The 24,553-nt window shown below is 40.2% G+C and carries 20 protein-coding genes and 1 pseudogene; 10 read left to right on the top strand and 11 right to left on the bottom strand.

Annotation, left to right across the window (positions count from 1 at the left end; translation table 11 throughout):
* Positions 1 to 9: 9 nt before the first annotated feature.
* Positions 10 to 1,119 (bottom strand): DEAD/DEAH box helicase, encoded by a 1,110-nt coding sequence (locus tag FHG64_RS00300; RefSeq protein WP_139064575.1) that lies wholly within the window; start codon positions 1,117 to 1,119, stop codon positions 10 to 12.
* 159 nt (positions 1,120 to 1,278) lie between these two features.
* On the opposite strand from FHG64_RS00300, the gene FHG64_RS00295 reads away from it, so the two are divergent.
* Together FHG64_RS00295 and FHG64_RS00290 are read left to right on the top strand one after the other, a co-directional pair.
* On the top strand, positions 1,279 to 1,437 hold the full coding sequence (locus FHG64_RS00295) for a YqaE/Pmp3 family membrane protein (RefSeq protein ID WP_139064574.1): 159 nt from the start codon (positions 1,279 to 1,281) through the stop codon (positions 1,435 to 1,437).
* Positions 1,438 to 1,508: 71 nt separating this feature from the next.
* Positions 1,509 to 3,041, top strand: coding sequence for an IS1182 family transposase (locus tag FHG64_RS00290; RefSeq protein WP_139064573.1), 1,533 nt, complete (start codon positions 1,509 to 1,511; stop codon positions 3,039 to 3,041).
* A gap of 128 nt (positions 3,042 to 3,169) precedes the next feature.
* Here FHG64_RS00290 and galE read toward each other — a convergent pair.
* Positions 3,170 to 4,203, bottom strand: a pseudogene (gene galE / locus FHG64_RS00285) (UDP-glucose 4-epimerase GalE).
* A gap of 175 nt (positions 4,204 to 4,378) precedes the next feature.
* Between galE and FHG64_RS00280 the strand changes: the two are divergent.
* From FHG64_RS00280 to FHG64_RS00270, 3 genes are all read left to right on the top strand, one after another.
* A complete protein-coding gene (locus tag FHG64_RS00280) occupies positions 4,379 to 4,663 on the top strand; it encodes a DUF3817 domain-containing protein (RefSeq protein ID WP_139064572.1) in 285 nt (94 codons plus the stop codon).
* A gap of 2 nt (positions 4,664 to 4,665) precedes the next feature.
* Positions 4,666 to 5,955 carry a mechanosensitive ion channel family protein gene (locus tag FHG64_RS00275; RefSeq protein WP_246054220.1) on the top strand — a complete coding sequence of 430 codons (1,290 nt, stop codon included), beginning with the start codon at positions 4,666 to 4,668 and terminating at the stop codon, positions 5,953 to 5,955.
* 139 nt (positions 5,956 to 6,094) lie between these two features.
* Positions 6,095 to 7,201: an endonuclease/exonuclease/phosphatase family protein gene (locus FHG64_RS00270; RefSeq protein ID WP_139064571.1), complete on the top strand. Its 1,107-nt coding sequence runs from the start codon at positions 6,095 to 6,097 to the stop codon at positions 7,199 to 7,201.
* 24 nt (positions 7,202 to 7,225) lie between these two features.
* Here the strand turns inward: FHG64_RS00270 and FHG64_RS00265 are convergent, their stop codons facing one another.
* The 3 genes from FHG64_RS00265 to FHG64_RS00255 are packed head-to-tail and all read right to left on the bottom strand — an operon-like array spanning position 7,226 to position 9,414.
* On the bottom strand, positions 7,226 to 7,621 hold the full coding sequence (locus tag FHG64_RS00265) for an acyl-CoA thioesterase (protein WP_139064570.1): 396 nt from the start codon (positions 7,619 to 7,621) through the stop codon (positions 7,226 to 7,228).
* 17 nt (positions 7,622 to 7,638) lie between these two features.
* Positions 7,639 to 8,052: an NUDIX domain-containing protein gene (locus FHG64_RS00260; RefSeq protein ID WP_139064569.1), complete on the bottom strand. Its 414-nt coding sequence runs from the start codon at positions 8,050 to 8,052 to the stop codon at positions 7,639 to 7,641.
* Positions 8,053 to 9,414 (bottom strand): NAD-dependent succinate-semialdehyde dehydrogenase, encoded by a 1,362-nt coding sequence (locus FHG64_RS00255; protein WP_139064568.1) that lies wholly within the window; start codon positions 9,412 to 9,414, stop codon positions 8,053 to 8,055.
* A 170-nt stretch (positions 9,415 to 9,584) separates the two neighbouring features.
* Between FHG64_RS00255 and FHG64_RS00250 the strand changes: the two genes are divergently transcribed.
* The gene (locus FHG64_RS00250; protein WP_139064567.1) at positions 9,585 to 10,001 is read left to right on the top strand and encodes a glyoxalase; all 417 of its coding nucleotides are present in this window, start codon (positions 9,585 to 9,587) and stop codon (positions 9,999 to 10,001) included.
* On the opposite strand, the gene FHG64_RS00245 is transcribed toward FHG64_RS00250, so the two are convergent.
* Together FHG64_RS00245 and FHG64_RS00240 are read right to left on the bottom strand one after the other, a co-directional pair.
* On the bottom strand, positions 9,969 to 10,697 hold the full coding sequence (locus FHG64_RS00245) for a DUF3307 domain-containing protein (protein WP_139064566.1): 729 nt from the start codon (positions 10,695 to 10,697) through the stop codon (positions 9,969 to 9,971). The genes FHG64_RS00250 and FHG64_RS00245 overlap by 33 nt on opposite strands.
* On the bottom strand, positions 10,687 to 11,358 hold the full coding sequence (locus FHG64_RS00240) for a SatD family protein (RefSeq protein ID WP_139064565.1): 672 nt from the start codon (positions 11,356 to 11,358) through the stop codon (positions 10,687 to 10,689). The genes FHG64_RS00245 and FHG64_RS00240 overlap by 11 nt, the downstream gene beginning before the upstream one ends.
* Before the next feature lie 192 nt (positions 11,359 to 11,550).
* Between FHG64_RS00240 and FHG64_RS00235 the strand changes: the two genes are divergently transcribed.
* Complete coding sequence (locus FHG64_RS00235) at positions 11,551 to 12,003, top strand: GreA/GreB family elongation factor (RefSeq protein ID WP_139064564.1); 453 nt, start codon at positions 11,551 to 11,553, stop codon at positions 12,001 to 12,003.
* 1 nt (position 12,004) lies between these two features.
* On the opposite strand, the gene FHG64_RS00230 is transcribed toward FHG64_RS00235, so the two are convergent.
* Positions 12,005 to 14,050, bottom strand: coding sequence for an HD family phosphohydrolase (locus FHG64_RS00230; RefSeq protein ID WP_139064563.1), 2,046 nt, complete (start codon positions 14,048 to 14,050; stop codon positions 12,005 to 12,007).
* 115 nt (positions 14,051 to 14,165) lie between these two features.
* On the opposite strand from FHG64_RS00230, the gene FHG64_RS00225 reads away from it, so the two are divergent.
* Both FHG64_RS00225 and FHG64_RS00220 read left to right on the top strand, forming a co-directional pair.
* Complete coding sequence (locus tag FHG64_RS00225; RefSeq protein WP_139064562.1) at positions 14,166 to 15,341, top strand: acetyl-CoA C-acyltransferase; 1,176 nt, start codon at positions 14,166 to 14,168, stop codon at positions 15,339 to 15,341.
* A 23-nt stretch (positions 15,342 to 15,364) separates the two neighbouring features.
* Positions 15,365 to 16,114: a C40 family peptidase gene (locus FHG64_RS00220; protein WP_139064561.1), complete on the top strand. Its 750-nt coding sequence runs from the start codon at positions 15,365 to 15,367 to the stop codon at positions 16,112 to 16,114.
* A 132-nt stretch (positions 16,115 to 16,246) separates the two neighbouring features.
* Here the strand turns inward: FHG64_RS00220 and FHG64_RS00215 are convergent, their stop codons facing one another.
* The 3 genes from FHG64_RS00215 to gyrA all read right to left on the bottom strand — a co-directional run bounded on the left by FHG64_RS00215 (position 16,247) and on the right by gyrA (position 21,663).
* Positions 16,247 to 17,779 carry an IS1182 family transposase gene (locus FHG64_RS00215; RefSeq protein WP_139067849.1) on the bottom strand — a complete coding sequence of 511 codons (1,533 nt, stop codon included), beginning with the start codon at positions 17,777 to 17,779 and terminating at the stop codon, positions 16,247 to 16,249.
* An 83-nt stretch (positions 17,780 to 17,862) separates the two neighbouring features.
* Positions 17,863 to 19,110, bottom strand: a complete 1,248-nt coding sequence (locus tag FHG64_RS00210; RefSeq protein ID WP_139064560.1) for a tetratricopeptide repeat protein — start codon at positions 19,108 to 19,110, stop codon at positions 17,863 to 17,865.
* Between the two features lie 21 nt (positions 19,111 to 19,131).
* Positions 19,132 to 21,663 carry a DNA gyrase subunit A gene (gene gyrA, locus FHG64_RS00205; RefSeq protein WP_139064559.1) on the bottom strand — a complete coding sequence of 844 codons (2,532 nt, stop codon included), beginning with the start codon at positions 21,661 to 21,663 and terminating at the stop codon, positions 19,132 to 19,134.
* A 248-nt stretch (positions 21,664 to 21,911) separates the two neighbouring features.
* Here gyrA and FHG64_RS00200 point away from each other — a divergent pair, with 248 nt between their 5' ends.
* The gene (locus FHG64_RS00200) at positions 21,912 to 24,461 is read left to right on the top strand and encodes an ATP-dependent Clp protease ATP-binding subunit (RefSeq protein WP_139064558.1); all 2,550 of its coding nucleotides are present in this window, start codon (positions 21,912 to 21,914) and stop codon (positions 24,459 to 24,461) included.
* Positions 24,462 to 24,553: the final 92 nt, after the last annotated feature.

Raw genomic sequence — 24,553 nt, 5'->3', positions numbered from 1 at the left:
GCTCCTTTACTATTTTATTTTAAGGAACTTAATTCCAAGGGCTTTTTCAAGTTCCCATATGCGCCTTAGTTCCTTTTTATTGACCAGGACAAGTGAAATACCTTTCTTACCGGCACGGGCGGTCCTCCCGCTCCTGTGAGTGTAATAATCAATTTGATCTGGCAACTGGTAATGAACCACAAAAGCAAGATTATCTACATCAATTCCCCTGGCAGCCACATCTGTAGAAACAAGGATTCGAAGTGATTTATTTTTGAATGCCCGCATCACCTTGTCGCGGTCTTTTTGCATCATATCTCCTTCAAGAAGACCTACCTCATAGTTTTTGGCCTCCAGTTGTTTTGCCAGCACCCTTGCAACCGCCTTTGTCCTGGTGAAGATAATCCCACGATGCTTTCCCTGGGATTTAAGGAACTGAGCAAGAGTATCCAGCTTATTACTGTCATCTCCCGTTACGAACTGGTGCTCGATCCCGGTGTTTACGGCTTCAGATTTGTTTATATGCACCCTAACCGCATCCCCGGCAACGTACTGCTCAATAATTTCGTCCAGCTCCTTAGGAATTGTTGCAGAGAACAACCAAATATTTCGGTTTCCACTGGTCTTCTTCAAAATACGTGTAAGCTCATCTTTAAATCCCATACTCAACATCTCATCTGCTTCATCGAGCACCAGAGTATTGATCCTGGAGATATCCAGAGCTTTTTTATTCAAAAGGTCAAGAAGCCTGCCGGGAGTTGCTACTACCACATGTGTAGGCCTACTCAAACGGGAAATTTGGATATCTATCTTTTCTCCACCGTAAACAGCCTCTGTGAAAACTTTTTGAGAGTACTTTGTAAATTTAAACAGCTGCCGGGCTATTTGCTGCCCAAGTTCCCTTGTAGGTGCCAGGATCAAAGCCTGGATGTGATCTTTACCGGGGTCAATACGTGAGAGGATTGGCAGGCCAAAAGCAGCTGTTTTTCCGGTGCCTGTTTGTGCCTGGCCCACGAAGTCCACATCCTGGTGTGAAAGAACGGGAATAGCTGCTTCCTGGATTGGAGTTGGATGTTTAATCCCCAATTCCTCCAGGCCTTTTATTAGATCATCTGATACTCCAAGTTCTGTAAATCCCATATTTTTTAATTTTAAAAGACAAAGGTACTGGTTTACTAATTGCTAATAAATTTTTTAAATTTTGAAAAATCCGTTAAATAACCGCTAAACCGAAACGAAAATTCTTGAATTGATGGAAAGATGGCTAATTTTAGATTATTAACCATTAAAACTAAAAATATGTCGATCTTAACTATCATATTAAATATTTTGCTACCACCTCTGGCTGTCTTTTTGAAGCATGGGCTGGGTGTAACATTTTTAATAAGCTTATTATTAACCGCACTTGGTTGGCTCCCCGGGGTAATACATGCCTTTATTGTAAACGGCAGCAGATAAAGAAAATGAGGCTGTCTGAAAAGGCAGCCTTTTTTGTTGGAAATAATTATGGATAGTATTATTTTCATGCTATGAACAAGAAAGTTGTATTTAAGACTTACTCACAGGACCAGTTAAGTCTTCTTCCGCCCAGCTATGATGATTTGGTTCCTAAGAATCATCCTGTCCGAATTGTAAATACGATTGTTGATCGCCTTGATATCTCCGCTTTAGAAAGGAGCTATAAAGGAGGTGGCACTTCCAGCTATCATCCCCGGATGTTATTAAAAGTGACCATTTATGCCTATTTGCGCAACATTTACTCCTCTCGTAAGATAGAGCAAGCCCTACAGGAGAACATACACTTTATGTGGCTTAGCGGGCAAAGCAAACCAGATCATAATACCATCAATGATTTTAGGGGAAAACGCTTAAAAGGAACTTTTCAAAACATTTTTAATCAGGTTGTAATTTTATTGGCAGAACAAGGAGTGCTATCACTTAAAGAACTTTTTGTGGATGGCACCAAGATAGAAGCCAATGCTAACCGCTATACCTTTGTGTGGGGCAAGTCTAACAAGACCAGTAAAGAGCGAATCAAAAAACAACTTAAAGAACTATGGAAATATGTTGAGAGTGTCTATGACCAGGAGCAAATGTTGCCTAATGAACCTGATTTTGAAGCCATCGATCCTGAAAAAGTTGCTCAAACCATTGACACCATAAACCAGGCCCTGAAGGACAAAGAGATTGACAAGAAGGTCAAACAAAAGCTCAATTATGCCAAAAAGAACTGGCCACAGAACCTACAAAAATATAATGAGCAGGAGAAGATCCTGGGAACAAGGAACAGCTACAGCAAAACAGATCCCGATGCCACCTTTATGCGGATGAAAGATGATTATATGCAAAATGGGCAATTAAAACCCGGATATAACTTGCAGGCTTCAACCAATAATCAGTTTATCGTTAACTACTCCTTAGCACAAACTACAGCTGACACCACCACTTTAAAAGATCACCTGCAAAAACATATTGCCTCCTATGGAGAAGCTCCTCAAACTCTTACTGCCGACGCTGGTTACGGCAGTGAAGAAAATTATGTTGATCTAGAAGAGAAAGAAGTTACTGCCTATGTGAAATACAACTACTTTCACAAAGAACAACGGGATAAAAAGCACAGAGAAAACCCTTTCCATCCCGATAACTTGTTTTACAACCAGGAAACAGATACTTATTACTGTCCAATGGGGCAGGCGATGAATAAAATAGAAAGCTACGAAAGTGAAACTAAGAATGGTTTTAAACAAACGATCCACAAATACCAGGCTCAGAATTGCCTTGGCTGCCCGCTGCGAGGCAGCTGCCATAAAGCAAAAGGGAACAGGACCATCGAACGCAATCACAACCTAATTCGCCTAAAAGAAAAAGCAAGAGATTTGCTGCTAAGTGAAGAAGGAATAGCACATCGTAAGCGCCGGTGCTGGGATGTGGAAGCTGTCTTTGGAAATATCAAGCAGAACATGGGTTTCAAACGGTTTATGCTCCGGGGAATGGATAAAGCTACCACTGAGATAGGACTCATAGCAATGGCACACAACCTCAGGAAGTTCAGTGTAGCCTAAAAAGACTATATCCTTGACTTTCTATTAATTTTTTAAAAAGGAGAAGACCAAACAAATCATTAAATAACCTAAAAAGAGAAACCGCCTAAAAATTACTTTTTAGACGGCCTCATTTTTATTTCAAATTCCTATTCCCTCTCCTTCTCTGCAACTTTCTTTTCCCATTTCCAGGCGCTTTTAAGAGCCTGTTCAAGGCTGTTCTCTGCTTTCCAGTTAAGAACATCATTGGCTTTAGTAGTATTGGCGTAAGCGGCAATCACATCTCCTTCCCGCCTGGGAGCAATCCTGTATGGCAATTTCTTTCCCGTGGATTTTTGAAACGAATTGATCACTTCCAAAACAGAGTTTCCATTACCGGTACCAAGATTGAAAACATCATAATTACTATCACTCTTATCATCCATAAGTCTTTCAAGGGCTACCACGTGCGCCTTTGCAAGGTCCATGACATGAATGTAATCCCTAATACACGTACCATCTTCTGTGGGATAGTCATCTCCAAATACTGAGAGTTGTTCCCTTTTTCCAATGGCAGTTTGAGTAATAAATGGAACCAGGTTTTGGGGCGTGCCTATGGGCAACTCTCCAATTTCAGCACTGGGATGAGCTCCAATGGGATTAAAATAACGAAGGGAAATTGCTTTAAGATTGGGATGAACCTTACAGGTATCCCTAATGATCTCCTCCCCTATTTGCTTGGTATTCCCGTAAGGAGATATTGCAGGTTTAACAGGTGCATTTTCTTTTATAGGAAGTTCATCTGCCTGACCATATACAGTACAGGAAGAACTAAAAATAAAATTTGATCTTTCTTTCCTGCTTAGCTGCTTTAAAAGATATATTAAAGTGGAAAGATTATTTTCATAATATAACAAAGGATTTTCTACACTTTCTCCTACAGCCTTGGAGGCTGCAAAATGAATCACTCCCTGGATATCCGGATACTTTTCGAAGAATTCTACTACCTGTTCTTTATTCCTCAGGTCTATTTTTTCAAATTCGGGGGTTTTTGTGTAATCTTGGCAATTCCTCCAAGTACATCTATTGAGGAATTGGAAAGGTTATCAATGATCACTACATCATAATCCTGTTCCAACAATGCAACTACCGTATGGGAACCTATAAAACCAAGACCCCCGGTTACTAAAATTTGAGCTTTCATTTTAAATTTTTAATGTGGCCCGCAAAATATGAAAAAGCCCGCTACTACCGGTCCTTTATACTTCAGGAATAAAACATTTTTAACAATTTTTTACAAGTTATCTCCTTTGTAATAATTTTAGTTTCGGCGGGCTTACTCTCTACATAAAAATTATCTTTGCACTAAATTTGAAAATATGAGTTTGGAAAACCAGATCAGGGTTTTTAGATGGGTGAGCATACTTGAAGGAATATCATTCCTGGTGCTTTTGTTCCTGGCAATGCCCCTAAAATATTTCTTTGATTTACCCCAAATGGTACAGGTAGTGGGAATGGCTCACGGTATACTCTTTATCGCTTATGTAATGGGCGCCTTTTGGATGTATAAACCCCTTAACTGGAGAAAAAGAACTCTTATAATTGCCATTGTATGTTCTGTTGTGCCATTCGGGCCTTTTTACATAGAAAATAAATACCTATAATTTTGGAAGAATTTTTCTCCTTTGAGACTATATTTTGCTACCTGGAGGAAACCTTTGTCAACCAGGGAATGAACCCCATAGCGGCCACTTACCTTAGCCTGGCCATTAATATTACCGGGCTGGTACTCCTGGTGGTACTAATCAACTACCTTACCCGGCGATTTGTAATAGAGGCTTTTAAATCCTTTACAAATAAAACAAAAACAACTTTTGATGATTTTCTTATCAAAACCAATTTTCCTAAATACGTTGGGCAAATTCTCCCACTCCTTATTATTAATGCTACCGTCCCGTACATTTTAATAAATCACCAATTCACTCTTGGGGTGGTCAAGCTCATTTTAAAGATTTATGTTATAGTGCTGGTGGTATGGATACTGCGCAGTTTACTAAGGACCACGAAAAACTATTTAAAGACCCGGGAGGAGTACAGGGATAAGCCTATAGACAGCTATATACAGGTAATCATCATCTTTGTTTGGGTAATAGGGATTATGTACATCATAGCAGTTCTTACGGGAAGGTCTGTAATTGAATTTGCCATATCCCTGGGTGCAGCATCAGCCATTCTTCTTTTGATCTTCAAGGACACCATCCTGGGATTTGTAGCCTCCATACAGGTATCTGTAAACGATATTGTGAGAATTGGAGACTGGATCACCTTCAGTAAATATGGAGCCGATGGTACTGTGACCGAGATAAATCTTGCTACAGTACGGGTTCAAAACTGGGATAATACTTATACTACCATTCCCACCTACAGCCTTATTTCAGATTCTTTTCAAAACTGGAGGGGAATGCAGGAATCGCCGGGTAGAAGGATAAAACGTTCTATCTACATCAAACAGAATTCAGTAAGATTTGTTACTCCAGAAGATCTCAAAAAATTCGGAAAAATATCATTGATCGCACCTTTCCTGGACCACCGCCAAAAAGAGATAGATAAATATAATTCCAACAATAATATTGACAAATCACTTCCAATAAACGGAAGGAATCAAACCAACCTCGGGATCTTTAGGAAATATGCCGATGCCTACCTTAACGAACACTCGGCCATTCACAAAGACATGTATATCATTGTGCGTCATCAGGCACCAACGGCACAGGGAATTCCACTGGAGATCCTATGTTTTAGCCGGGATAAACGCTGGCAGAATTTCGAATATATCTCTGCCGATATTTTTGACCATCTCATTGCTGCGGTTTCTTATTTTGACCTGAAGTTATTTGAGTCACCATCTGGCGATGACATAAGGGCCTTTTTGGATTCTTCTTCAGCAGGCAATTAGGAAATATCCGGGTTTGGCAAAGTCCGTGAATTAAAATGCCATTAATATGCTATCTTTTCAGAAATTAAAAAGAGATTAACTATTACAGTTGGTATTTTAGCTGCCATTTCTCTCCAGGAGATATATAATGAATCCTTCTATGAAATTAAAAAGTTTCTTGCAAAGTGTCGGGCTGGTAGCCATTATACTTACCCTTCTCCCATTTATAGCTGCCGACTTCTGGTGGATAAGGATCTTTGATTTTCCACATACCCAGTTAACAGTGCTCACTTTCGTTGCTTTGGTAACCTACTTTTATAAATTTGATATGAAATGGGTACAGGATTATGTTTTTGTCGCGGTGCTTACCGGTTGTTTTTTATTTCAGCTAACCAAAATATGGCCTTACATCCCGCACGGGAATTATGAACTTATGGAGGCAGATGCAACCCAGGATAGGCCACAGGTAAAATTTTATATAGCCAATGTTCTGCAGGATAATGAGAATCCAGATAAGCTAATTAAAGATCTTACTGATAAAGACCCTGATCTTATTCTCTTAATGGAAACCAACACCAGGTGGATGCAGGATGTAAGGCCTGCTTTGGAAGATTATCCACACCGGGTGGAAGTACCCCTTGACAACACCTATGGAATGCTACTCTATTCCCGTTTACCCCTGGTTGATCCTGAAGTAAAATACCTTGTAGATGACAGCATTCCTTCCATTCATACCAGGTTTTCCCTGCCTGCAGGAGAGGAAATTAGGTTGTATTGCATCCATCCTACTCCACCAATGCCACAACACACCCCCTCTTCAACAGACAGGGATGCAGAAATGATGCTGGTGGCAAAAAGCGCTAAGAACAGTGAGATGCCGGTTATAGTAACAGGGGATTTTAATGATGTTGCCTGGTCTCAAACCACTCGCCTTTTTAAAGATGTAAGTGGCTTGCTGGACCCCAGGATTGGCCGTGGTTTCTATAATACTTTCAACGCTAAGAACCCTGTAATGCGATGGCCCCTTGACCACTTCTTTGCTTCAGATGATTTTAGATTAGTAAATATTGGGTTGGGTGCAGATATTGATTCAGACCACTTTCCCGCAGTTTTTGTGGTAAGCCTGGAACCTGAAAAAGCGAGGGAACAAAAACGCGAAGAACCGTCAGAAAAACAGAAAGAACAGGCTACGGAATCTATACAGGACGCCAGGGAAGATAAAGAGGAAGAAAAGAAAAAAGAGGCGGAAGAAAAGCAGGATGGATAAATTCTTTATCCTGCTTTAAGGAGATTAGCTGCCATCTCTCAACCTGTCCTTCACAAATTCTACCTGCGTTTTACCATGAGGTTTAGGCTTGCCATCCTTTCCCAAACTCACCATAATAATATTTTCTATGGTTATAATCGTAGTGCGGGTCATCTTATTTCTCACCTCGCACCTAAGGCTTAGGGAAGAACTTCCAAAATTGAGTACCTCTATTCCAATTTCAACAATATCCCCCTGTACGGCAGAACTTTGAAAATTGATCTCACTCATATACTTTGTCACCACCTTTGGATTCTCAAGCTGAATTATAGAATATAAAGCACATTCCTCATCGATCCAGTCAAGAAGCCTTCCTCCAAATAAAGTACCATTTGGGTTAAGGTCCTGCGGCTTCACCCATTTACGAGTATGAAAATTCATTTCTTTTATTTTAATTATTAAAACATTTCCCTACCTGAAGCAATGATCTCACTATGATCAAAAGCAAGCTCGGGCAGGTTGGAAACAGGAAACCATCTTGCTTCTCCTGCATCATCGCCTCCTTTTACCTCTTCTACCCTTTCCAGGACTCCAAGGAAAGCGATAGAAATGATCCTGCCACGGGGATCACGGCCGGGGTCGCCAAATGCTTTGATTTGATAAAGCTCCTTTGGCTTTAATCCTGTTTCTTCATCCAGTTCGCGTTTGGCACCTGCTACCAGGGATTCATTCTCTTCAAGAAAACCACCTGGCAACGCCCATTGGTTTTTAAAAGGGTCATTTTTTCTTTTTATAAGTAATACCCGCAGGTCTTTTTCTTCTCTTACAAATACTACTGCGTCTACCGTTATTCCAATATCCTGTTTTCCCATTTACTCATATTTATTTATGTATACTGTCTTCTTATTAACAAACTCTCTAATCCCATGAATAGATAATTCCCTGCCATATCCGGAGATCTTTGTTCCCCCAAACGGCAACCGGGGATCACTTTTAACCAGTTCATTAATAAAAACGGCCCCGTCATCAAATAAAGGCACTAAGGCTTCAGCCTTCTCCAGGTCATCTGTAAACAACGATACGCCAAGACCAAATTGAGAAGAATTTACTAATTCCACCGCCTCTTCATAAGTAGAAAAGGTAGTGGTACTAATCACCGGGCCAAAGGTTTCCTCAGCAAATACAGGCATATTCTTTGTCACCTTCGTTATAACGGTTGGCTCAAAATATGTCCCTTTTCTTTTGCCTCCACAAAGGACTTTTGCACCTGCTTTTACTGAATCGTTGACCTGTTTCTCAAGATCCCTGGCCAGGTCTTCCCGTGCGAGAACACCAATAAAAGTATCTTCCTTCATAGGATCTCCACTTTTAAGTGCTTTGACCTGTTCCAGAAAAATCTCCATAAAATCCTCTGCAATCTCCTCCTGCAGCAATAATCGTTTACCGGCAATACAGCTCTGGCCGGTGTTTTGGAACCGGGCCTGTACACAAGTCTCTGCAGCCTTCTTTAGGTTGGCTCCTTTTAATATAACCAGCGCATTGTTACCTCCAAGTTCCAGGACAGATTTTTTGATCTCTGCTCCAGCAGTACTGGCTACAGCACTACCTGCCGGGGTACTCCCTGTGAGAGTAACTGCTTTGATACGACTGTCTTTGATCACATTCTCAACCTTATCGCTGCCAATAACAAGGTTTTGGAAACATCCCTTTGGAAATCCAGCTCTTTCAAATACTTTTTGAATGTTTTCAGCACTTTGCATAACATTGCTGGCATGCTTAAGGACTCCAATATTTCCAGCCATAAGTGCCGGAGCCGCAAATCTAAACACTTGCCAAAATGGATAATTCCAGGGCATAACCGCCAGAACAACCCCCAGAGGTTCATAGGAGACATAACTCTTTACAGCATCTGTTTCAATTTTTTCTGAAGCAAGGTGAGTTTCAGCGTTTTTTGCATAATACTCACAAACCCAGGCACATTTTTCGACTTCAGCTATAGATTGTTTGATGGGTTTTCCCATTTCAGCAGTAATAGTTTCAGCATATTCCCGGGTATTTTTCCTTAACTCTTCAGCAGCCTTAAGCATAAGGGCTGAACGTTCACTAAAACCGGTCTTTCTCCAGCCTTTAAACCTTTCTGCGGCATCTTCAAGTACCTTATCTATTTGCTCTTCTGAATATTCCCTGATGCTGGCTATTTTATCCCCGGTAAAGGGATTGATTGATTCTATCATTATAAACTCGAATTTCTTAAAGATAAAAATTTGAATACCAACCCCCGGAACGATTAAGAGGAATTTAACTGAGGCAAAGATCCGGGGATGTTAATAAAGCCGTTTAAAAGTATTGGGCTCTCCCCAATTAAATGCTATTTTAATAAGTATATTTAAGAAACTCTACTCTTATGAACCAGCGAGACCAAAACCTACTGCGATTACGACCAGAAATTCCCAATGCGAAAGTTTCTTCAAACATGAGCAGGGATGAACAATTTCAAAACAGGACCCTGCGGCCGGTAACCAAACTGCAGGATGGACTCCTGGTTGAGGTATTTAGAAATTATATCTATAAACATAAGAATACTTTCTATGGCTTTAATGTAGAAAAGAAGATGGGATTTATTGAAAACGCAATTCAAAGGGATATAAAATTCAGGAATAGCCTTAAGGGAATCATTATTGGCCAGTTTACCCTGGATGAATATGAGATCTACATCCAAAACTCCTCCTCGTTAAATAAAAGAATGATGAATATTGTTAAGGAGCGGCTCCTGGGTAATCTTCAGTTATTAGAAGACCAAAGCCTGTATAAGAAGGCCTAGGATTATAGTAAAGGCAAAGCTCATTAGGGTGCCTATAAGAACATATTCTGTTTGTTTACGGGCACCTGTTTCAGATTTATCACTAAACCTTAATATGGACTTGGCGGCTATTAGAAATCCTATTGCTGCAAAATTATTAGTTAGGATAAAGGTGAGGACCAGGATTCTTTCAAAGATTCCAATGTACCTGCCTGCGGCTTCAAGGCTATTTTTTTTATAAGTAATTTCAATCTCATTTTGCCACCTTTGAGTGGCTTTTCCAATAAGATAGCCTGCAGGGAAGACCACAATAAGATATGCTCCTGCAATAGCCAGGATTGCCGGAGAATTAAGTATGCTCTTTAAGCCGGGAAGCACAAGGGAAAATCCATCTATAATATAAAGCCAAACCAGCAATAGGATAAGGAGATGAAATAACTGGTCCAGCAGGAAATATTTTAGATTATCCTCTGTTTGTTTTAATTTCCACCAGTCTATAAGATAATGGGATACGCTTATAAAAAGTGCCAAATACCACAGGTCCAGCCGCTGAATAAATAAGAGGGTCAAAACTCCTGCAAGCAGTGAATGTATTATAAGATATACAGAAGTGCCTTTATGTTTTCTTTTATGGCTTATCCACGACGTTGGCTGCAAAACAAAATCTGTTATAATATGCGCCAGGAGTAATTGTATGAGGATCAAACTATTTTCCATCCAGCAACTTTTTAGAGATCGCCTCTTTGAATCTTTCCAGCAAGAGCGCAACAGCTTCCCACCCGGCAGCTTTTTTGCGCTGGTTCACTGCAGATTGGCTTATTTTAAGAATAGCTGCAATTTCCTTTTCCTTTAAGCCTTTCAAGGAATAGTAAATAACCTCTGCAGAGGCAGTACTCCATTTATCGGTTATAGTGTCCAGCAATAATAATGAAGTCCTGAATTCCCCATTAATATCTTCATTGGGAGTTGTAAGTGCGGTTCTTCTGTTCTCATTTTTCATCTCGTCCAGGGTTCGGCCCGAAAACTGAAAAGCCTGGCCATTAGACTCTGCAATGGCTTCCCTTTCCAGATCCTGGCTTCCAATACCTATTGCAACTTTGAAATCTACCGGGATTGCTTGTGCCCTGGCCGTTCCTTTATCTCCTCCTAGCCTGTTAACAGCTGTTTTCAATTGAAGTACCAGGTGCAGGGAATCTTCAGGTATTTTTAATATACCCTGAAAACTATCTCCCCTGTAGATCTTGAAATTTACTTTTTCTTTGCCATAGTCATCCTGAATAGAATTAAACTCGGTTTTTAAAGTATCCAGGGTTCTTTCCAACAGCCGGTCCTCTAATACGGAAGAAGCTATTATATCTGCTGTTATAACTGAAATCATTTAGTAAATATATAAAAAATTAGGCTTGAACCTTATATTTCTTTGAAATAAGTTTACAGCCTTATAATAAAGGTTTATAAGTATATAGGCTTATAATTATTTTAAAAACTGATCTTTCTGCGGATATTAAAGTTTTGTAAAATATTCTTGTAGATGCACAATGATAATTACATTTAATAAAAACAATAAAAAATGGCAAACAGAAAGATACAGGCTTTTTATAAAAGTCTTGAAAAAATACAGGATCTTATTGATAAATACCAGGATAAAATGGATACCATTCGAGAATCCATGGAAGCCAACGATGTTCATACAGATTATGATGAGGAAGGAAGTAAAGGAGAGCTCCTTGGAGACTTTGAGCGCTATGCCACCCACCTTGACCATGCTCAAAAAATGAAACAAACCTTAAACCGGGTAGACAGGGAACATTATTCTGAAAGTATAAAATTTGGCAGTATGGTGGAAACAGATGATCATTATTATTTCATTGCCGTTCCCCTTGGAAATATTACCCTGGATGACGGTAGTGGGGTAAGTGTAATTTCCACAGAGGCTCCTATATATCAACATTTAGAAGGCAAAAAGAAAGGTGATAGTTTTACATTAAAGGATAAGGAGGTAGAAATACTTGATGTGCATTAGATCACTCAGGATATTCCACTCGTAAATGGAATATATTCTTGAGCTTTTGTTTCAAGATCTTCTTTACCAGCTGTATTTCCTTAAAAGTAATATCGGCATTAAGGAATTGCTGTTCTTCCATTTGTTTGTTCACAATTTTTTCCACAAAATCATTGATCTTACCCGTAGTAGGCTCCTTAAGACTTTTACTCGCAGCCTCTACGCTATCACACATCATTAAAATAGCAGTTTCTCTGCTAAATGGCGTAGGCCCGGGGTAACGAAAATCGGCAGCAAGTGCGAGATCATTCTGTTGTTTTTCCTTCATATAGAAGAAGTAAACAGTTGTAGTACCGTGATGGGTCCTGATAAAATCTATAACCCTGTCTGGCAAATTATTCTTTTTGGCTATTTCTATACCTGTGATCACGTGGCTTATTATGATCTCTGCACTTTCTTTAGGTGACAACTCATCATGCGAATTAATAGAACTGGCTTGATTTTCTGAGAAATAGGTGGGATTTTCCATCTTTCCGATATCATGGTAAAGGGCTCCCACCCTTACCAGCATGGCATTTGCTCCAATCTCATTGGCACAGGCCTCGGCAAGATTGGCAACATTTAAGGAGTGATGGAAAGTTCCCGGTGCTTTTTCTGATAATTCCTTGAGCAGGCGGGAATTAGTATCAGACAGTTCAAGCAGGGACATATCTGAAACCAGGCCAAACAGCTTCTCATAAATATAAATGAGCGGCTGGACAAATAAAGTAGCAAGCCCACCTAGAACAAAGGTTAAAAATATCTCCCCATCCAGATCCAGGATATTTCCCTCCTGAATAATAGTGAAGGCGAAATATACGATGATATATATGGAAGTGATTTGTCCTACAGATATGAATAAATTAGCCCTCTTATAAAGTTCAGATACTGTCAATATGGTAACTATACCGGCAATAATTTGAAGGAACATATATTCGTAGCTGTTGGGTACCACAAATCCCAGGATAAGTACTGTGATCACGTGTGTGAATAATCCCAGCCTGGAATCGAAAAATGCTTTAAGGGTAAGAGGCAGAATACAAAGGGGGACTATATACACATATCTGGGTTCAAATCTTACCACCAGGGTGGTAAGAAAGACCATAAGTAATAAGTTGAAGAAGATAAAAGTGATCTTTACATTGTTGTCATAAATATCCCGGCGGTATTTTCTAATGAAAAGCAAAAGCATTAAGAGTGCCAGGCACACCAGCAGCGAATAACCAAATATGATCCAATTGTAACTAGATTCACTCCAAAGTTGTGATTCATATTCCTGTTTAAGGGAATTTAAAATATCCAGCTTCTCCCCTTCTACGATCTCTCCCCGGGAGATAATGATAGTACCTCTTTCTATACTTCCCCTGGTATAGGATATCGCATTAAGTTTACTGTCGAGTTCTCTTTGAGTAAACGCCCCGTCGAAGACGACATTAGGTTCAATAACCTCATAGAATAACTCCAGTAATTCAGGTTTAAGGGAGGTAAGATTGCTCCTGTTTATGTTTGTGTTCAAATAATCTGGGATCTCCTCCTGCAGGAAAATTTGGCCGTAATTGATCTCCTCTGCAAAATTTCCTCTTTTAAGATAGACAGGCTGGTCATCTTCCATCCTGGTATCATCCTGGAGTACTCCTATCCCATATAATTCATCCAGTAATTTCTCAACAAAATTGGAGATTACCTGCTCCCGGCGATCCAGGATACTATCGCTGAAAACTTCAGATATCTTCTCCTCTGCATTTGCCTTAACCTCCTCCACAACATTATCATTGAAATTGTAGTAGGGAATGTGATTGGAAATGATCTGGTCCTTTTCCTTTACAATTTCATCATCTGTCTTTAAAATAGCAAAATCAAAGGGAGCGTACAGGTTCTCATACTGCCAGGGTTTTCCACGGGTTATTTCATATTTAAATTTTCCTCCTTTTGGTAAAAGATATACTATAAGAACACCGGTGAGTATAAATAAAAAAACCTTGTAGAATAAGGCCTGGTTTTTATAGAAGTTGTTTATGAAATTATTCATCTAAAAGATTCCTGTTAATCAAAAGTAATAAAAAAACATCATGCAAGCTGTTGCCTTGGTTTGTTCTTTATAAAATGATTAAATTCGCAACAAATGAAATTCAAATCATAACGTCATGAAAGAAGTTGTTATAGTAAGCGCTGCGCGTACTCCAATTGGAAGTTTTCTTGGAAGTTTATCTACTGTTCCTGCCACGAAATTGGGGTCAATCGCCATAAAAGGTGCTCTAGATAAAATAAATCTGAAACCTGAACTTGTAGATGAGGTTCTTATGGGAAATGTTGTGCAGGCTGGTCTTGGACAGGCTCCCGCAAGACAGGCTGCACTTGGTGCAGGCATTCCTTATAACGTTTCCTGTACAACTGTAAATAAAGTTTGTGCCAGCGGGATGAAAGCCGTTATGCAGGGTGCACAGTCTATCGCCCTTGGAGATGCAGAGATCATTGTTGCCGGGGGAATGGAAAATATGAGTATGATCCCTCATTACCTGCACCTTAGGAATGGCCAGAAATTTGGGCCTGCAACTATGATTGACGGCCTTCAAAAAGATGGATTAAGTGATGCTTATGACCAAAGTGCGATGGGAGTATGTGCAGATGCCTGTGCTGTAGAACATGAATTCTCTAGAGAAGATCAGGATGCCTATGCCATTCAATCCTATGAGCGATCTGCCAAAGCCTGGAAAGATGGTAAATTTGATAACGAGGTGGTCCCGGTAGAGGTCCCTCAACGTAGAGGTGAGCCTGTTATCTTTAAAGAGGATGAGGAATATAAGAATGTAAAAATAGATAAGATTGCCTCTTTACGTCCTGCATTTTCAAAAGATGGAACAGTGACAGCTGCCAATGCATCTACAATAAACGACGGTGCCGGTGCTGTTATCCTGATGAGCAGGGAAAAGGCCGATGAACTTGGATTGAAATCCCTTGGAACTATAAAAGGGTTTGCAGATGCTGCCCAGGATCCCAAATTATTTACCACTTCCCCTGCCAAAGCATTACCCAGGGCCCTTGACAAAGCAGGAATTTCGAAAGATGATGTGGATTTCTTTGAATTCAATGAAGCCTTCTCTATAGTAGGACTTGCAAATATGAAATTGATGGGTCTTACAGATAAAAATACGAATGTTAACGGTGGGGCTGTATCTTTGGGCCATCCCCTTGGCTGTTCAGGAGTAAGGATCATAATTACCCTACTTAGCGTACTGGAGCAAAATAATGCCAAAACCGGTGCTGCCGCAATATGTAATGGTGGCGGGGGAGCTTCGGCAATTGTAATTCAAAGAGACTAAGTAGAACCCGGAACCTATTCTTGATGCAATACGGTATTTGCAACCTTAGTATTGTGCCGGTAAGAAATCTCCCGGCCGATACCGCTGAAATGGTTACCCAGCTCTTATATGGCGAAAGTTTCAAGATCCTCGAAGAAAGGGGTAAATGGAGCAGGATACGTAATGCATTTGATTCGAGTGAAGGCTGGATTAACAACAGGCAACTATTTAAGATTCCTGAAGAAACCTTTATAGATCTCCAGGACAGTGCCCCTATTTATTCATCAGATCTTATTGAATTCATCACCGAGGAAGCGGGAAATCTTATGGCCATACCCATTGGATCCCTGCTTAATTACGCTTCCTTGCAGGATTTTACATTTGAAGGTAATATTCTTTCGGGTAACGGTGACAGGAAAGCTTTGATCGATACTGCCTTATTATACTTAAATACCCCATACTTATGGGGAGGGAAAACCCCATTTGGAATTGACAGCAGCGGGTTCACCCAGATGGTTTACAGGCTTAATGGCTATCATCTTCTTAGAAATTCAGCACAGCAGGCTACCCAGGGAGAGGCTTTGAGCTTTATTGAAGAAAGTGAACCTGGAGACCTTGCATTCTTTGATGATGCTGAAGGAGTTATTACTCATGTGGGAATCATAATGACAGATAATTATATCATTCATGCAGATGGTAAAGTAAGAATAGACCGTCTCGACCATTCGGGTATATTTAACGCTGAGCTGCGCAGGCATACCCACCAGCTTAGGGTCATTAAGAAGATCCTCTAGAATTTTAATTTTCTGTATATAAAAAAGAGGCCGTCTAAAAAGTAATTTTTAGGCGGTTTCTCTTTTTATGTTGTTTAATAATTGTTTTGCTTCTCCTTTTTATAAAATTATAGAAAGTCAATGATATAGCTCTTAGGCTACACTGAACTTCCTAAGGTTGTGTGCCATTGCTATGAGTCCTATCTCAGTGGTAACCTTTTCCATTCCTCGGAGCATAAATCGCTTGAAGCCCATATTCTGCTTAATATTTCCAAAGACAGCCTCTACATCCCAGCACCGACGCTTGCGATGTGCTATACCTTCGTCACTGAGCAGTAGATCCCTTGCTTTTTCTTTCAGGCGGATTAGGTTGTGATTGCGTTCTATAGTTCTGTTCCCCTTTGCTTTGTGGCAGCTGCCTCGCAGAGGGCATCCAAGGCAATTCTGAGCCTGGTATCTATGTATTGTTTGTTTAAAACCATTCTTAGTTTGACTCTCGTAGCATTCTATTTTATTCATCGCCTGTCCCATTGGACAGTAATAAGTATCTGTTTCACGGTTGTAAAACAAGTTATCTGGATGGAAAGGGTTTTCTCTGTGCTTTTTATCCCGTTGTTCTTTGTGAAAGTAGTTGTATTTCACATAGGCAGTAACTTCTTTCTCTTCTAGATCAACATAATTTTCTTCACTGCCGTAACCAGCGTCGGCAGTAAGAGTTTGAGGAGCTTCTCCATAGGAGGCAATATGTTTTTGCAGGTGATCTTTTAAAGTGGTGGTGTCAGCTGTAGTTTGTGCTAAGGAGTAGTTAACGATAAACTGATTGTTGGTTGAAGCCTGCAAGTTATACCCGGGTTTTAATTGCCCATTTTGCATATAATCATCTTTCATCCGCATAAAGGTGGCATCGGGATCTGTTTTGCTGTAGCTGTTCCTTGTTCCCAGGATCTTCTCCTGCTCATTATATTTTTGTAGGTTCTGTGGCCAGTTCTTTTTGGCATAATTGAGCTTTTGTTTGACCTTCTTGTCAATCTCTTTGTCCTTCAGGGCCTGGTTTATGGTGTCAATGGTTTGAGCAACTTTTTCAGGATCTATAGCTTCAAAATCTGGTTCATTTGGCAACATTTGCTCCTGGTCATAAACGCTCTCCACATATTTCCAGAGTTCTTTGAGTTGTTTTTTGATACGCTCTTTGCTAGTCTTGTTAGACTTGCCCCACACAAAGGTATGGCGGTTAGCATTGGCTTCTATCTTGGTACCATCAACAAAAAGTTCTTTAAGAGAAAGCACTCCTTGTTCTGCCAATAAAATGACGACCTGATTAAAAATGTTTTGGAAAATTCCTTTTAATCGTTTTCCTCTAAAATCATTGATGGTGTTATGATCTGGTTTGCTTTGTCCGCTAAGCCACATAAAATGGATGTTCTCCTGCAGGGCTTGCTCTATCTTACGAGAGGAGTAAATGTTGCGCAAATAGGCATAGATGGTCACTTTTAGTAACATCCGGGGATGATAGCTGGAAGTACCACCTCCTTTATAGCTCCTTTCTAGAGTTGAGATATCAAGGCGATCAACAATGGTATTTACAATTCGGACAGGATGATTCTTAGGAACTAAATCATCATAGCTGGGTGGAAGAAGACTTAACTGGTCCTGAGAGTAAGTCTTAAATACAACTTTCTTGTTCATACCATGAAAATAATACATCTTAGAATTATTTCCAACGAAAAAGGCTGCCTTTTCAGACAGCCTTTTCATTTAAGGAGATTCTCTTAATTTCCTCCGTTCAATTTTTGCTGTAGAGCTTCAGCTTTATCTTCTTCCCCAAGTTGATAATAGATGTTCATCGTTGTACGAATAGCATCTGTATTCTCAGGGTTGTTCTCCATTACTTTTTCAAGGTAAGGAAGAGCTTCTTTATAGATCTCTTTTCTTTGTTCTGCAAGCTCATCATATTTCTTGGTATCTGCTTTACTCATACCAAGGCTGTTCATTTGCTCCACAAGAGCCGCTTCCTTTGCAAGAATAGCAGCAGCTATATTTAGTCTTGCGTCTGTCATTGAAGGGTCAATTTCAAGAGCTTTTTTATAATATTCAACAGCCTGCTCGTTATCTCCTACTTCAAAAGTAGTAACACCAAGGTTGTAATAAAGAGTAGCATTATTAGGATCTCTTTCAAGAATTCCTTCCATTATGGTCTTATACTTTTCTTTATCTCCCATACGGTAATACATATCTGCCTCAGATTGTAAAAGGCTTATATCGTCTGGATTGGCTTTCTTAGCTTCTTCCATGGCAGCAATTGCCTCGTCATCATTCCCCTGTGCTATATGGATCAATGCAATATTCTTTGCGATCTCAGCATTTTTAGGCGGTGATTTACGATCCTCAGGATTAATATACTCTCCTGTTTTTACCATAAGGTCCCTTTGTGACTGGGGCATAGACTCCTCTTCTCCGGTTGCTTTATTCACCGCAATATACTCTGTTTCAATTCCGGTAAATCCAAGGTCCCTTAGCTCTTCATAATACTCAAGGGCGGTTTCATATTCCCCTGTATTAATTAAGTTTGATGCGGCATAATAAAGATAAACTGTATCCTGTGGGTTCATTTGGTACCCTGCATACAATTTCTCTGCAGCACCCTTATAGTTCTCTGAATTTTGATCATTGATCGCGCTTTGCACCAGGGCGTTGGTTACACCAGAGAGCCCCTCTGCGGCTTCCTGCTCTTCCCCTAATTGCTCAGCCTGTTTAAAGGCCTGGGCTGCTGTTCTAAGGTCCTCGACAGAAACATTTTCCCCGGTCCCCAGATAAGCCTTTCCTTTATAAAGATAAAAATCAGATTTAAAGCGATCATTAACGCTGGATAAATTAGGTTCTGCCTGCTGCAACAAAGATTTGGCTTCAGCATAACTTCCTTTATCTACTGCCTTACCGGCGTCACGAATCTCTTTTTTCTGAGCAATCGCTACCACCGTTAGGAATGATAATGCAATAGTTAAAAACTTCCTTTTCATTGATTTTGGTTTTATGATTATTTACTCTTCACTATCATCTGCAATAGTTGTGCCATCAACAATTTGATCAGTGTCATCGGGTGTTACGGCGTCTTCCAGGTCAACTTCTCCCTCTTCATTCTGCATTACTTTTGCCACAGCGGCAATCGCATCATTCCCCTTAAGATTAATAAGTCTTACACCCTGGGTTGCTCTTCCCATAACTCTCAAATTATCCACACTCATTCTTATCGCAAGGCCAGATCTATTGATGATCATAAGGTCATCATTATCTGTCACATTTTTGATAGCTACAAGTTCGCCAGTTTTTTCTGTAATTGAAATAGTTTTAACACCTTTTCCACCTCGATTTGTGATCCTGTAGTCCTCAAGCTTGGATCTTTTACCATATCCATTCGAAGAAACCACCAGCACATCGGCTTCAAGATCATTCACCGCGATCATACCAACCACTTCATCCTTATCATTTGCAAGGGTAATTCCTCTCACCCCGGAAGCATTTCGACCCATTGGCCTTGTCTTGCTTTCCTCAAATCTAATAGCCTTACCACTTTTTATGGCCAGCATAACCTGGCTATTTCCTGTAGTAAGTTTGGCTTCCAGAAGTTCATCATCTTCTCTAATGGTGATGGCATTTATTCCATTCACCCTTGGTCGGGAATATTGCTCCAGAGAGGTCTTTTTAACCTGCCCTTTTTTGGTTGCCATTATTACGAAGTGATTATTGATGTACTCCTCATTCTTAAGGTCCTGGGTACAAATGAAAGCCTTTACTTTATCGTCTGGCTCAATATTGATAAGATTTTGTATAGCTCTACCTTTTGATGTCTTGCTGCCCTCCGGAATCTCATATACTCTCATCCAGAAACATTTTCCATTTTGGGTAAAGAACAACATATACTGGTGATTGGTTCCTGCGAAAAGATGTTCCAGGAAATCCTCACTACGGGTAGTGGAACCTTTTTGGCCTACCCCACCCCTGTTTTGAGTTTTATACTCATTAAGGGAAGTCCTTTTAATATATCCTGCATGAGATATAGTGATAACCACCTGCTCATCTGGGATCATATCTTCAATACTAAGGTCGCCTCCTGCATATTCTATTTGGGATCTTCGCTCATCACCATACTTCGCCTTTATCTCCAAAAGTTCATCCTTGATCACCTGCATCCTTCTTTCCTTGCGTTCAAGAATATCTTTAAGATCCTCGATGGTCTTTAATAATTCATCGTATTCTGCACGAAGTTTATCCTGTTCAAGACCGGTAAGCTGTCTTAAACGCATTTCTACGATTGCCTTGGCCTGCAATTCTGAAAGCTCAAACCTTTCAATTAATTTATTACGGGCCTCTTCCGCATTATTGGAAGACCTTATAAGTGCGATTACTTCATCAATATTATCTGAAGCTATGATCAAGCCTTCAAGGATATGCGCTCTTTCTTCAGCTTTTCTAAGTTCAAATCTTGTTCTCCTTACAACCACATCATGCCTGTGCTCTACAAAATGGTAGATCATATCCTTGAGATTCAGCATCTCTGGACGGCCTTTAACCAGGGCAATGTTGTTCACACTAAAGCTGGTTTGAAGTGCGGTGTGCTTATATAAGGTATTCAATACAATATTTGGGATCGCATCCTTTTTAAGGATATATACGATCCTCATCCCATTCCTGTCAGATTCATCACGAATGGACGCAATGCCATCTATTTTTTTCTCATTGACAAGATCGGCTGTTTTTTTGATCATTTCAGCCTTATTCACCTGGTAAGGGATCTCTGTAACTATGATGGATTCCCTTCCATTGACTTCTTCGAGACTGGATTTGGCACGAACTACAATCCTTCCCCGGCCAGTTTTAAAAGCTTCTCTTACCCCGTCATATCCATAGATGGTACCACCGGTAGGAAAATCTGGTGCTTTAATATGAGTGATCAATTCATCGATCTCAATATCATGATTATCGATGTATGCCACTGTCCCGTCAATTACTTCTGAAAGATTGTGAGGTGGCATATTTGTGGCCATACCAACGGCAATTCCACTAGCCCCGTTCACCAATAAGTTAGGCACGCGGGTTGGAAGAACTGTAGGCTCCTCCAGTGTATCATCAAAGTTTAACCTAAAGTCTACGGTTTCCTTATCAATATCGGCCAGCATGTCCTCTGCGATCTTGCGCATTCTTGCTTCTGTATAACGCATAGCTGCCGGGCTATCCCCATCTACAGATCCAAAGTTACCCTGCCCGTCTACAAGCATATATCTAAGGCTCCACTCCTGGGCCATCCTAACCATGGTATCATAAACAGATGTATCACCGTGTGGGTGATACTTACCTAATACTTCTCCCACGATCCTTGCAGATTTTTTATGGGCCGTATTTGATCTTATACCTAATTCATGCATCCCGAACAAAACCCTTCTGTGAACAGGCTTTAGCCCATCACGAACATCAGGCAGCGCACGTGACACAATGACCGACATCGAATAATCGATGTAAGCCGATTTCATTTCATCTTCAATGTTGATAGGAATTAATTTTTCTCCTTCAGCCATATTTACCAGTTTATTTTAGTTCTAAAATCTAACGTGCCAATTTACGCAATTTGCCAATGTTTTATGGGGAATCTCCCCCTGTTTTGACAAATTTTATTAACAAAAATTTAGGCCGCGGTGGTTAATAAGTTCGTTACCTTGAATTTTGATTATTGGAAGTTATTTTGTCAATTAGCTTAGAACATATTAAAAGGTATAATTTTTGAACCTCTTACTATGAATAAAAATTAAAGAGAAAGGAATTTAAGATGGATGATAATTTTTCACCCAAAGTTAAAGATGTCATAGCATACAGCAAGGAGGAAGCTCTAAGGCTGGGCCATGACTTTATAGGAACCGAGCATTTAATGCTGGGACTCCTGCGTGATGGGGATGGTAAAGCTATAAATATATTGAATGCTCTTGATATAGACCTTAGTCATTTGAGACGTAAAGTAGAAATATTAAGCCCAGCTAACCCGGCTGCAACCGGAGTGTCCAACGAGAAGAAGAACCTGCACCTAACCCGGCAGGCAGAGCGTGCATTGAAAACCACGTTCCTGGAAGCAAAATTGTTTCAAAGTTCTTCCATAAACACCGCTCACCTACTGTTGTGTATTTTAAGAAATGAAAATGACCCTACGACTAAACTTCTTAATAAACTTAAGATCGATTATGACGGGGTTAAAGATCAATTTAAATATATGATCACCAATGAAGATGATTTCCTTGAAGCTCCAAGGGCAGAATCCTTCAGCGACGAGGACAGCAGCACAGATGATGCTACCAAGGATAACCCCTTTAGCAGCTCCGGTGGTAAAACTAATAAAAAATCTAAAACCCCTGTTTTGGATAATTTTGGCCGTGACCTAACAGCAATGGCTGAAATTGATAAGCTTGACCCCGTAGTAGGAAGAGAAAAAGAAATTGAGCGTGTAAGCCAAATCCTTAGCAGGCGTAAAAAGAACAACCCATTACTTATAGGAGAACCCGGGGTAGGTAAATCTGCAATTGCAGAAGGACTTGCTCTACGCATTGTGAAACGGAAGGTTTCCAGGATCCTTTTTGATAAAAGGGTAGTTACTCTGGACCTTGCCAGCCTCGTTGCAGGTACTAAATATCGCGGACAGTTTGAGGAACGTATGAAGGCCGTGATGAACGAGCTTGAGAAAAATGATGATATCATCCTGTTCATTGATGAGATACATACCATTGTTGGAGCCGGTGGAGCCACAGGCAGTCTTGATGCCAGCAATATGTTCAAACCTGCTCTTGCAAGAGGTGAGATCCAGTGTATTGGTGCCACTACCCTGGATGAGTACAGGCAGTATATAGAGAAAGATGGGGCGCTTGAAAGAAGATTCCAGAAGGTGATAGTAGAACCTACAACCGTGGATGAAACCCTCGAGATCCTTAATAATATAAAGAACAAGTATGAGGAACATCACAATGTATCTTATACTGAAGAGGCCATTGACGCCTGTGTAAAGTTAACAAACAGGTATATGACAGACAGGTTCCTGCCAGACAAGGCTATTGATGCCCTGGATGAGGCCGGGGCCCGTGTTCATATTACTAATATCGAAGTTCCAAAGCAAATCCTTGACCTGGAGCGTAAACTGGAAGAAGTACGTGAAAGCAAGAACGCCGTTGTAAAGAAGCAAAAATATGAAGAAGCGGCTAAGTTAAGGGATGATGAAAAGAACCTGGAAAAACAGCTTGCTGTTGCCCAGGAGAAATGGGAAGAGGAATCCAAAAAACATAAAGAAACAGTAACCGAGGATCATGTGGCAGATGTTGTTTCTATGATGACAGGAGTTCCTGTGAACAGGATCGCACAAACAGAGATCAATAAACTGGCAGAATTGCCTAAACGCATTAAAGGAAAAGTAATTGGCCAGGATGATGCTGTGAATAAAGTGGTAAAAGCCATACAGCGTAACCGCGCAGGACTTAAAGACCCTAATAAACCAATTGGTTCCTTTATCTTCCTTGGACAAACAGGAGTTGGAAAAACCCAGCTTGCAAAGATCCTTGCAAAGGAACTCTTTGACAATGAGGACACCCTCATTCGTATTGATATGAGTGAGTATATGGAGAAATTTGCCGTATCAAGATTGATTGGTGCCCCTCCGGGATACATTGGTTATGAAGAAGGAGGCCAGCTTACTGAAAAGGTAAGAAGAAAACCATATGCAGTACTCCTCCTGGATGAGGTTGAAAAAGCTCACCCAGATGTATTCAATATGCTACTGCAGGTACTTGATGACGGTTATCTTACAGATAGTCTTGGAAGAAAAATAGACTTTAGGAACACAATTATTATTATGACTTCCAATATAGGATCCAGAAAACTGAAGGATTTTGGGCAGGGAGTTGGATTTGGTACAGCTGCCAAACGTTCTCAAATTGATGAGAATGCCCGCAGCGTAATTGAAAGTGCACTTAAAAAAGCATTTGCTCCAGAGTTTCTTAACAGGATAGATGATGTTGTGATCTTTAACTCTTTAGAAAAAGAAGATATTCATAAGATCATTGACATTGAACTTAGAAAGCTTTACGAGCGTATAGGTTTGATAGGTTACACCCTTACATTAAGCGACAAAGCAAAAGATTATATTGCTGAAAAAGGTTTTGATAAGGATTATGGCGCAAGGCCCTTGAACCGGGCTATTCAAAAATATATTGAAGATGCACTGGCAGAGGAGATCATTACCTCAAATCTTACTGAAGGTGATAAGATCTTTATGGATCTGGATGAATCTAAACAGGAACTTACTATTAAAATAGAGAAGGCCGCAAAAGAAACAGAATCTTAGATTCCCAGGATAAATTACTTAAACAGCTCCTTTTCCGGGAGCTGTTTTTTTTATGGAAATTTCCCTCTTTAATACCCACATTAGCAACCTTT

This window comes from Antarcticibacterium flavum, assembly GCF_006159205.1.
Lineage (GTDB): Bacteria > Bacteroidota > Bacteroidia > Flavobacteriales > Flavobacteriaceae > Gillisia > Gillisia flava.
The sequence above is the reverse complement of the archived record's forward strand: the minus strand, read 5'-3'. Positions and strand labels throughout refer to the sequence as shown.

What these genes read in the sequence shown, in the direction of transcription:
- FHG64_RS00300 (WP_139064575.1), bottom strand. Translation starts at nt 1,119, where the DNA reads ATGGGATTTACAGAACTTGGAGTATCAGATGATCTAATAAAAGGCCTG.
- FHG64_RS00295 (WP_139064574.1), top strand. Translation starts at nt 1,279, where the DNA reads ATGTCGATCTTAACTATCATATTAAATATTTTGCTACCACCTCTGGCT.
- FHG64_RS00290 (WP_139064573.1), top strand. Translation starts at nt 1,509, where the DNA reads ATGAACAAGAAAGTTGTATTTAAGACTTACTCACAGGACCAGTTAAGT.
- FHG64_RS00280 (WP_139064572.1), top strand. Translation starts at nt 4,379, where the DNA reads ATGAGTTTGGAAAACCAGATCAGGGTTTTTAGATGGGTGAGCATACTT.
- FHG64_RS00270 (WP_139064571.1), top strand. Translation starts at nt 6,095, where the DNA reads ATGAAATTAAAAAGTTTCTTGCAAAGTGTCGGGCTGGTAGCCATTATA.
- FHG64_RS00265 (WP_139064570.1), bottom strand. Translation starts at nt 7,621, where the DNA reads ATGAATTTTCATACTCGTAAATGGGTGAAGCCGCAGGACCTTAACCCA.
- FHG64_RS00260 (WP_139064569.1), bottom strand. Translation starts at nt 8,052, where the DNA reads ATGGGAAAACAGGATATTGGAATAACGGTAGACGCAGTAGTATTTGTA.
- FHG64_RS00255 (WP_139064568.1), bottom strand. Translation starts at nt 9,414, where the DNA reads ATGATAGAATCAATCAATCCCTTTACCGGGGATAAAATAGCCAGCATC.
- FHG64_RS00250 (WP_139064567.1), top strand. Translation starts at nt 9,585, where the DNA reads ATGAACCAGCGAGACCAAAACCTACTGCGATTACGACCAGAAATTCCC.
- FHG64_RS00245 (WP_139064566.1), bottom strand. Translation starts at nt 10,697, where the DNA reads ATGGAAAATAGTTTGATCCTCATACAATTACTCCTGGCGCATATTATA.
- FHG64_RS00240 (WP_139064565.1), bottom strand. Translation starts at nt 11,358, where the DNA reads ATGATTTCAGTTATAACAGCAGATATAATAGCTTCTTCCGTATTAGAG.
- FHG64_RS00235 (WP_139064564.1), top strand. Translation starts at nt 11,551, where the DNA reads ATGGCAAACAGAAAGATACAGGCTTTTTATAAAAGTCTTGAAAAAATA.
- FHG64_RS00230 (WP_139064563.1), bottom strand. Translation starts at nt 14,050, where the DNA reads ATGAATAATTTCATAAACAACTTCTATAAAAACCAGGCCTTATTCTAC.
- FHG64_RS00225 (WP_139064562.1), top strand. Translation starts at nt 14,166, where the DNA reads ATGAAAGAAGTTGTTATAGTAAGCGCTGCGCGTACTCCAATTGGAAGT.
- FHG64_RS00220 (WP_139064561.1), top strand. Translation starts at nt 15,365, where the DNA reads ATGCAATACGGTATTTGCAACCTTAGTATTGTGCCGGTAAGAAATCTC.
- FHG64_RS00215 (WP_139067849.1), bottom strand. Translation starts at nt 17,779, where the DNA reads ATGAACAAGAAAGTTGTATTTAAGACTTACTCTCAGGACCAGTTAAGT.
- FHG64_RS00210 (WP_139064560.1), bottom strand. Translation starts at nt 19,110, where the DNA reads ATGAAAAGGAAGTTTTTAACTATTGCATTATCATTCCTAACGGTGGTA.
- gyrA (WP_139064559.1), bottom strand. Translation starts at nt 21,663, where the DNA reads ATGGCTGAAGGAGAAAAATTAATTCCTATCAACATTGAAGATGAAATG.
- FHG64_RS00200 (WP_139064558.1), top strand. Translation starts at nt 21,912, where the DNA reads ATGGATGATAATTTTTCACCCAAAGTTAAAGATGTCATAGCATACAGC.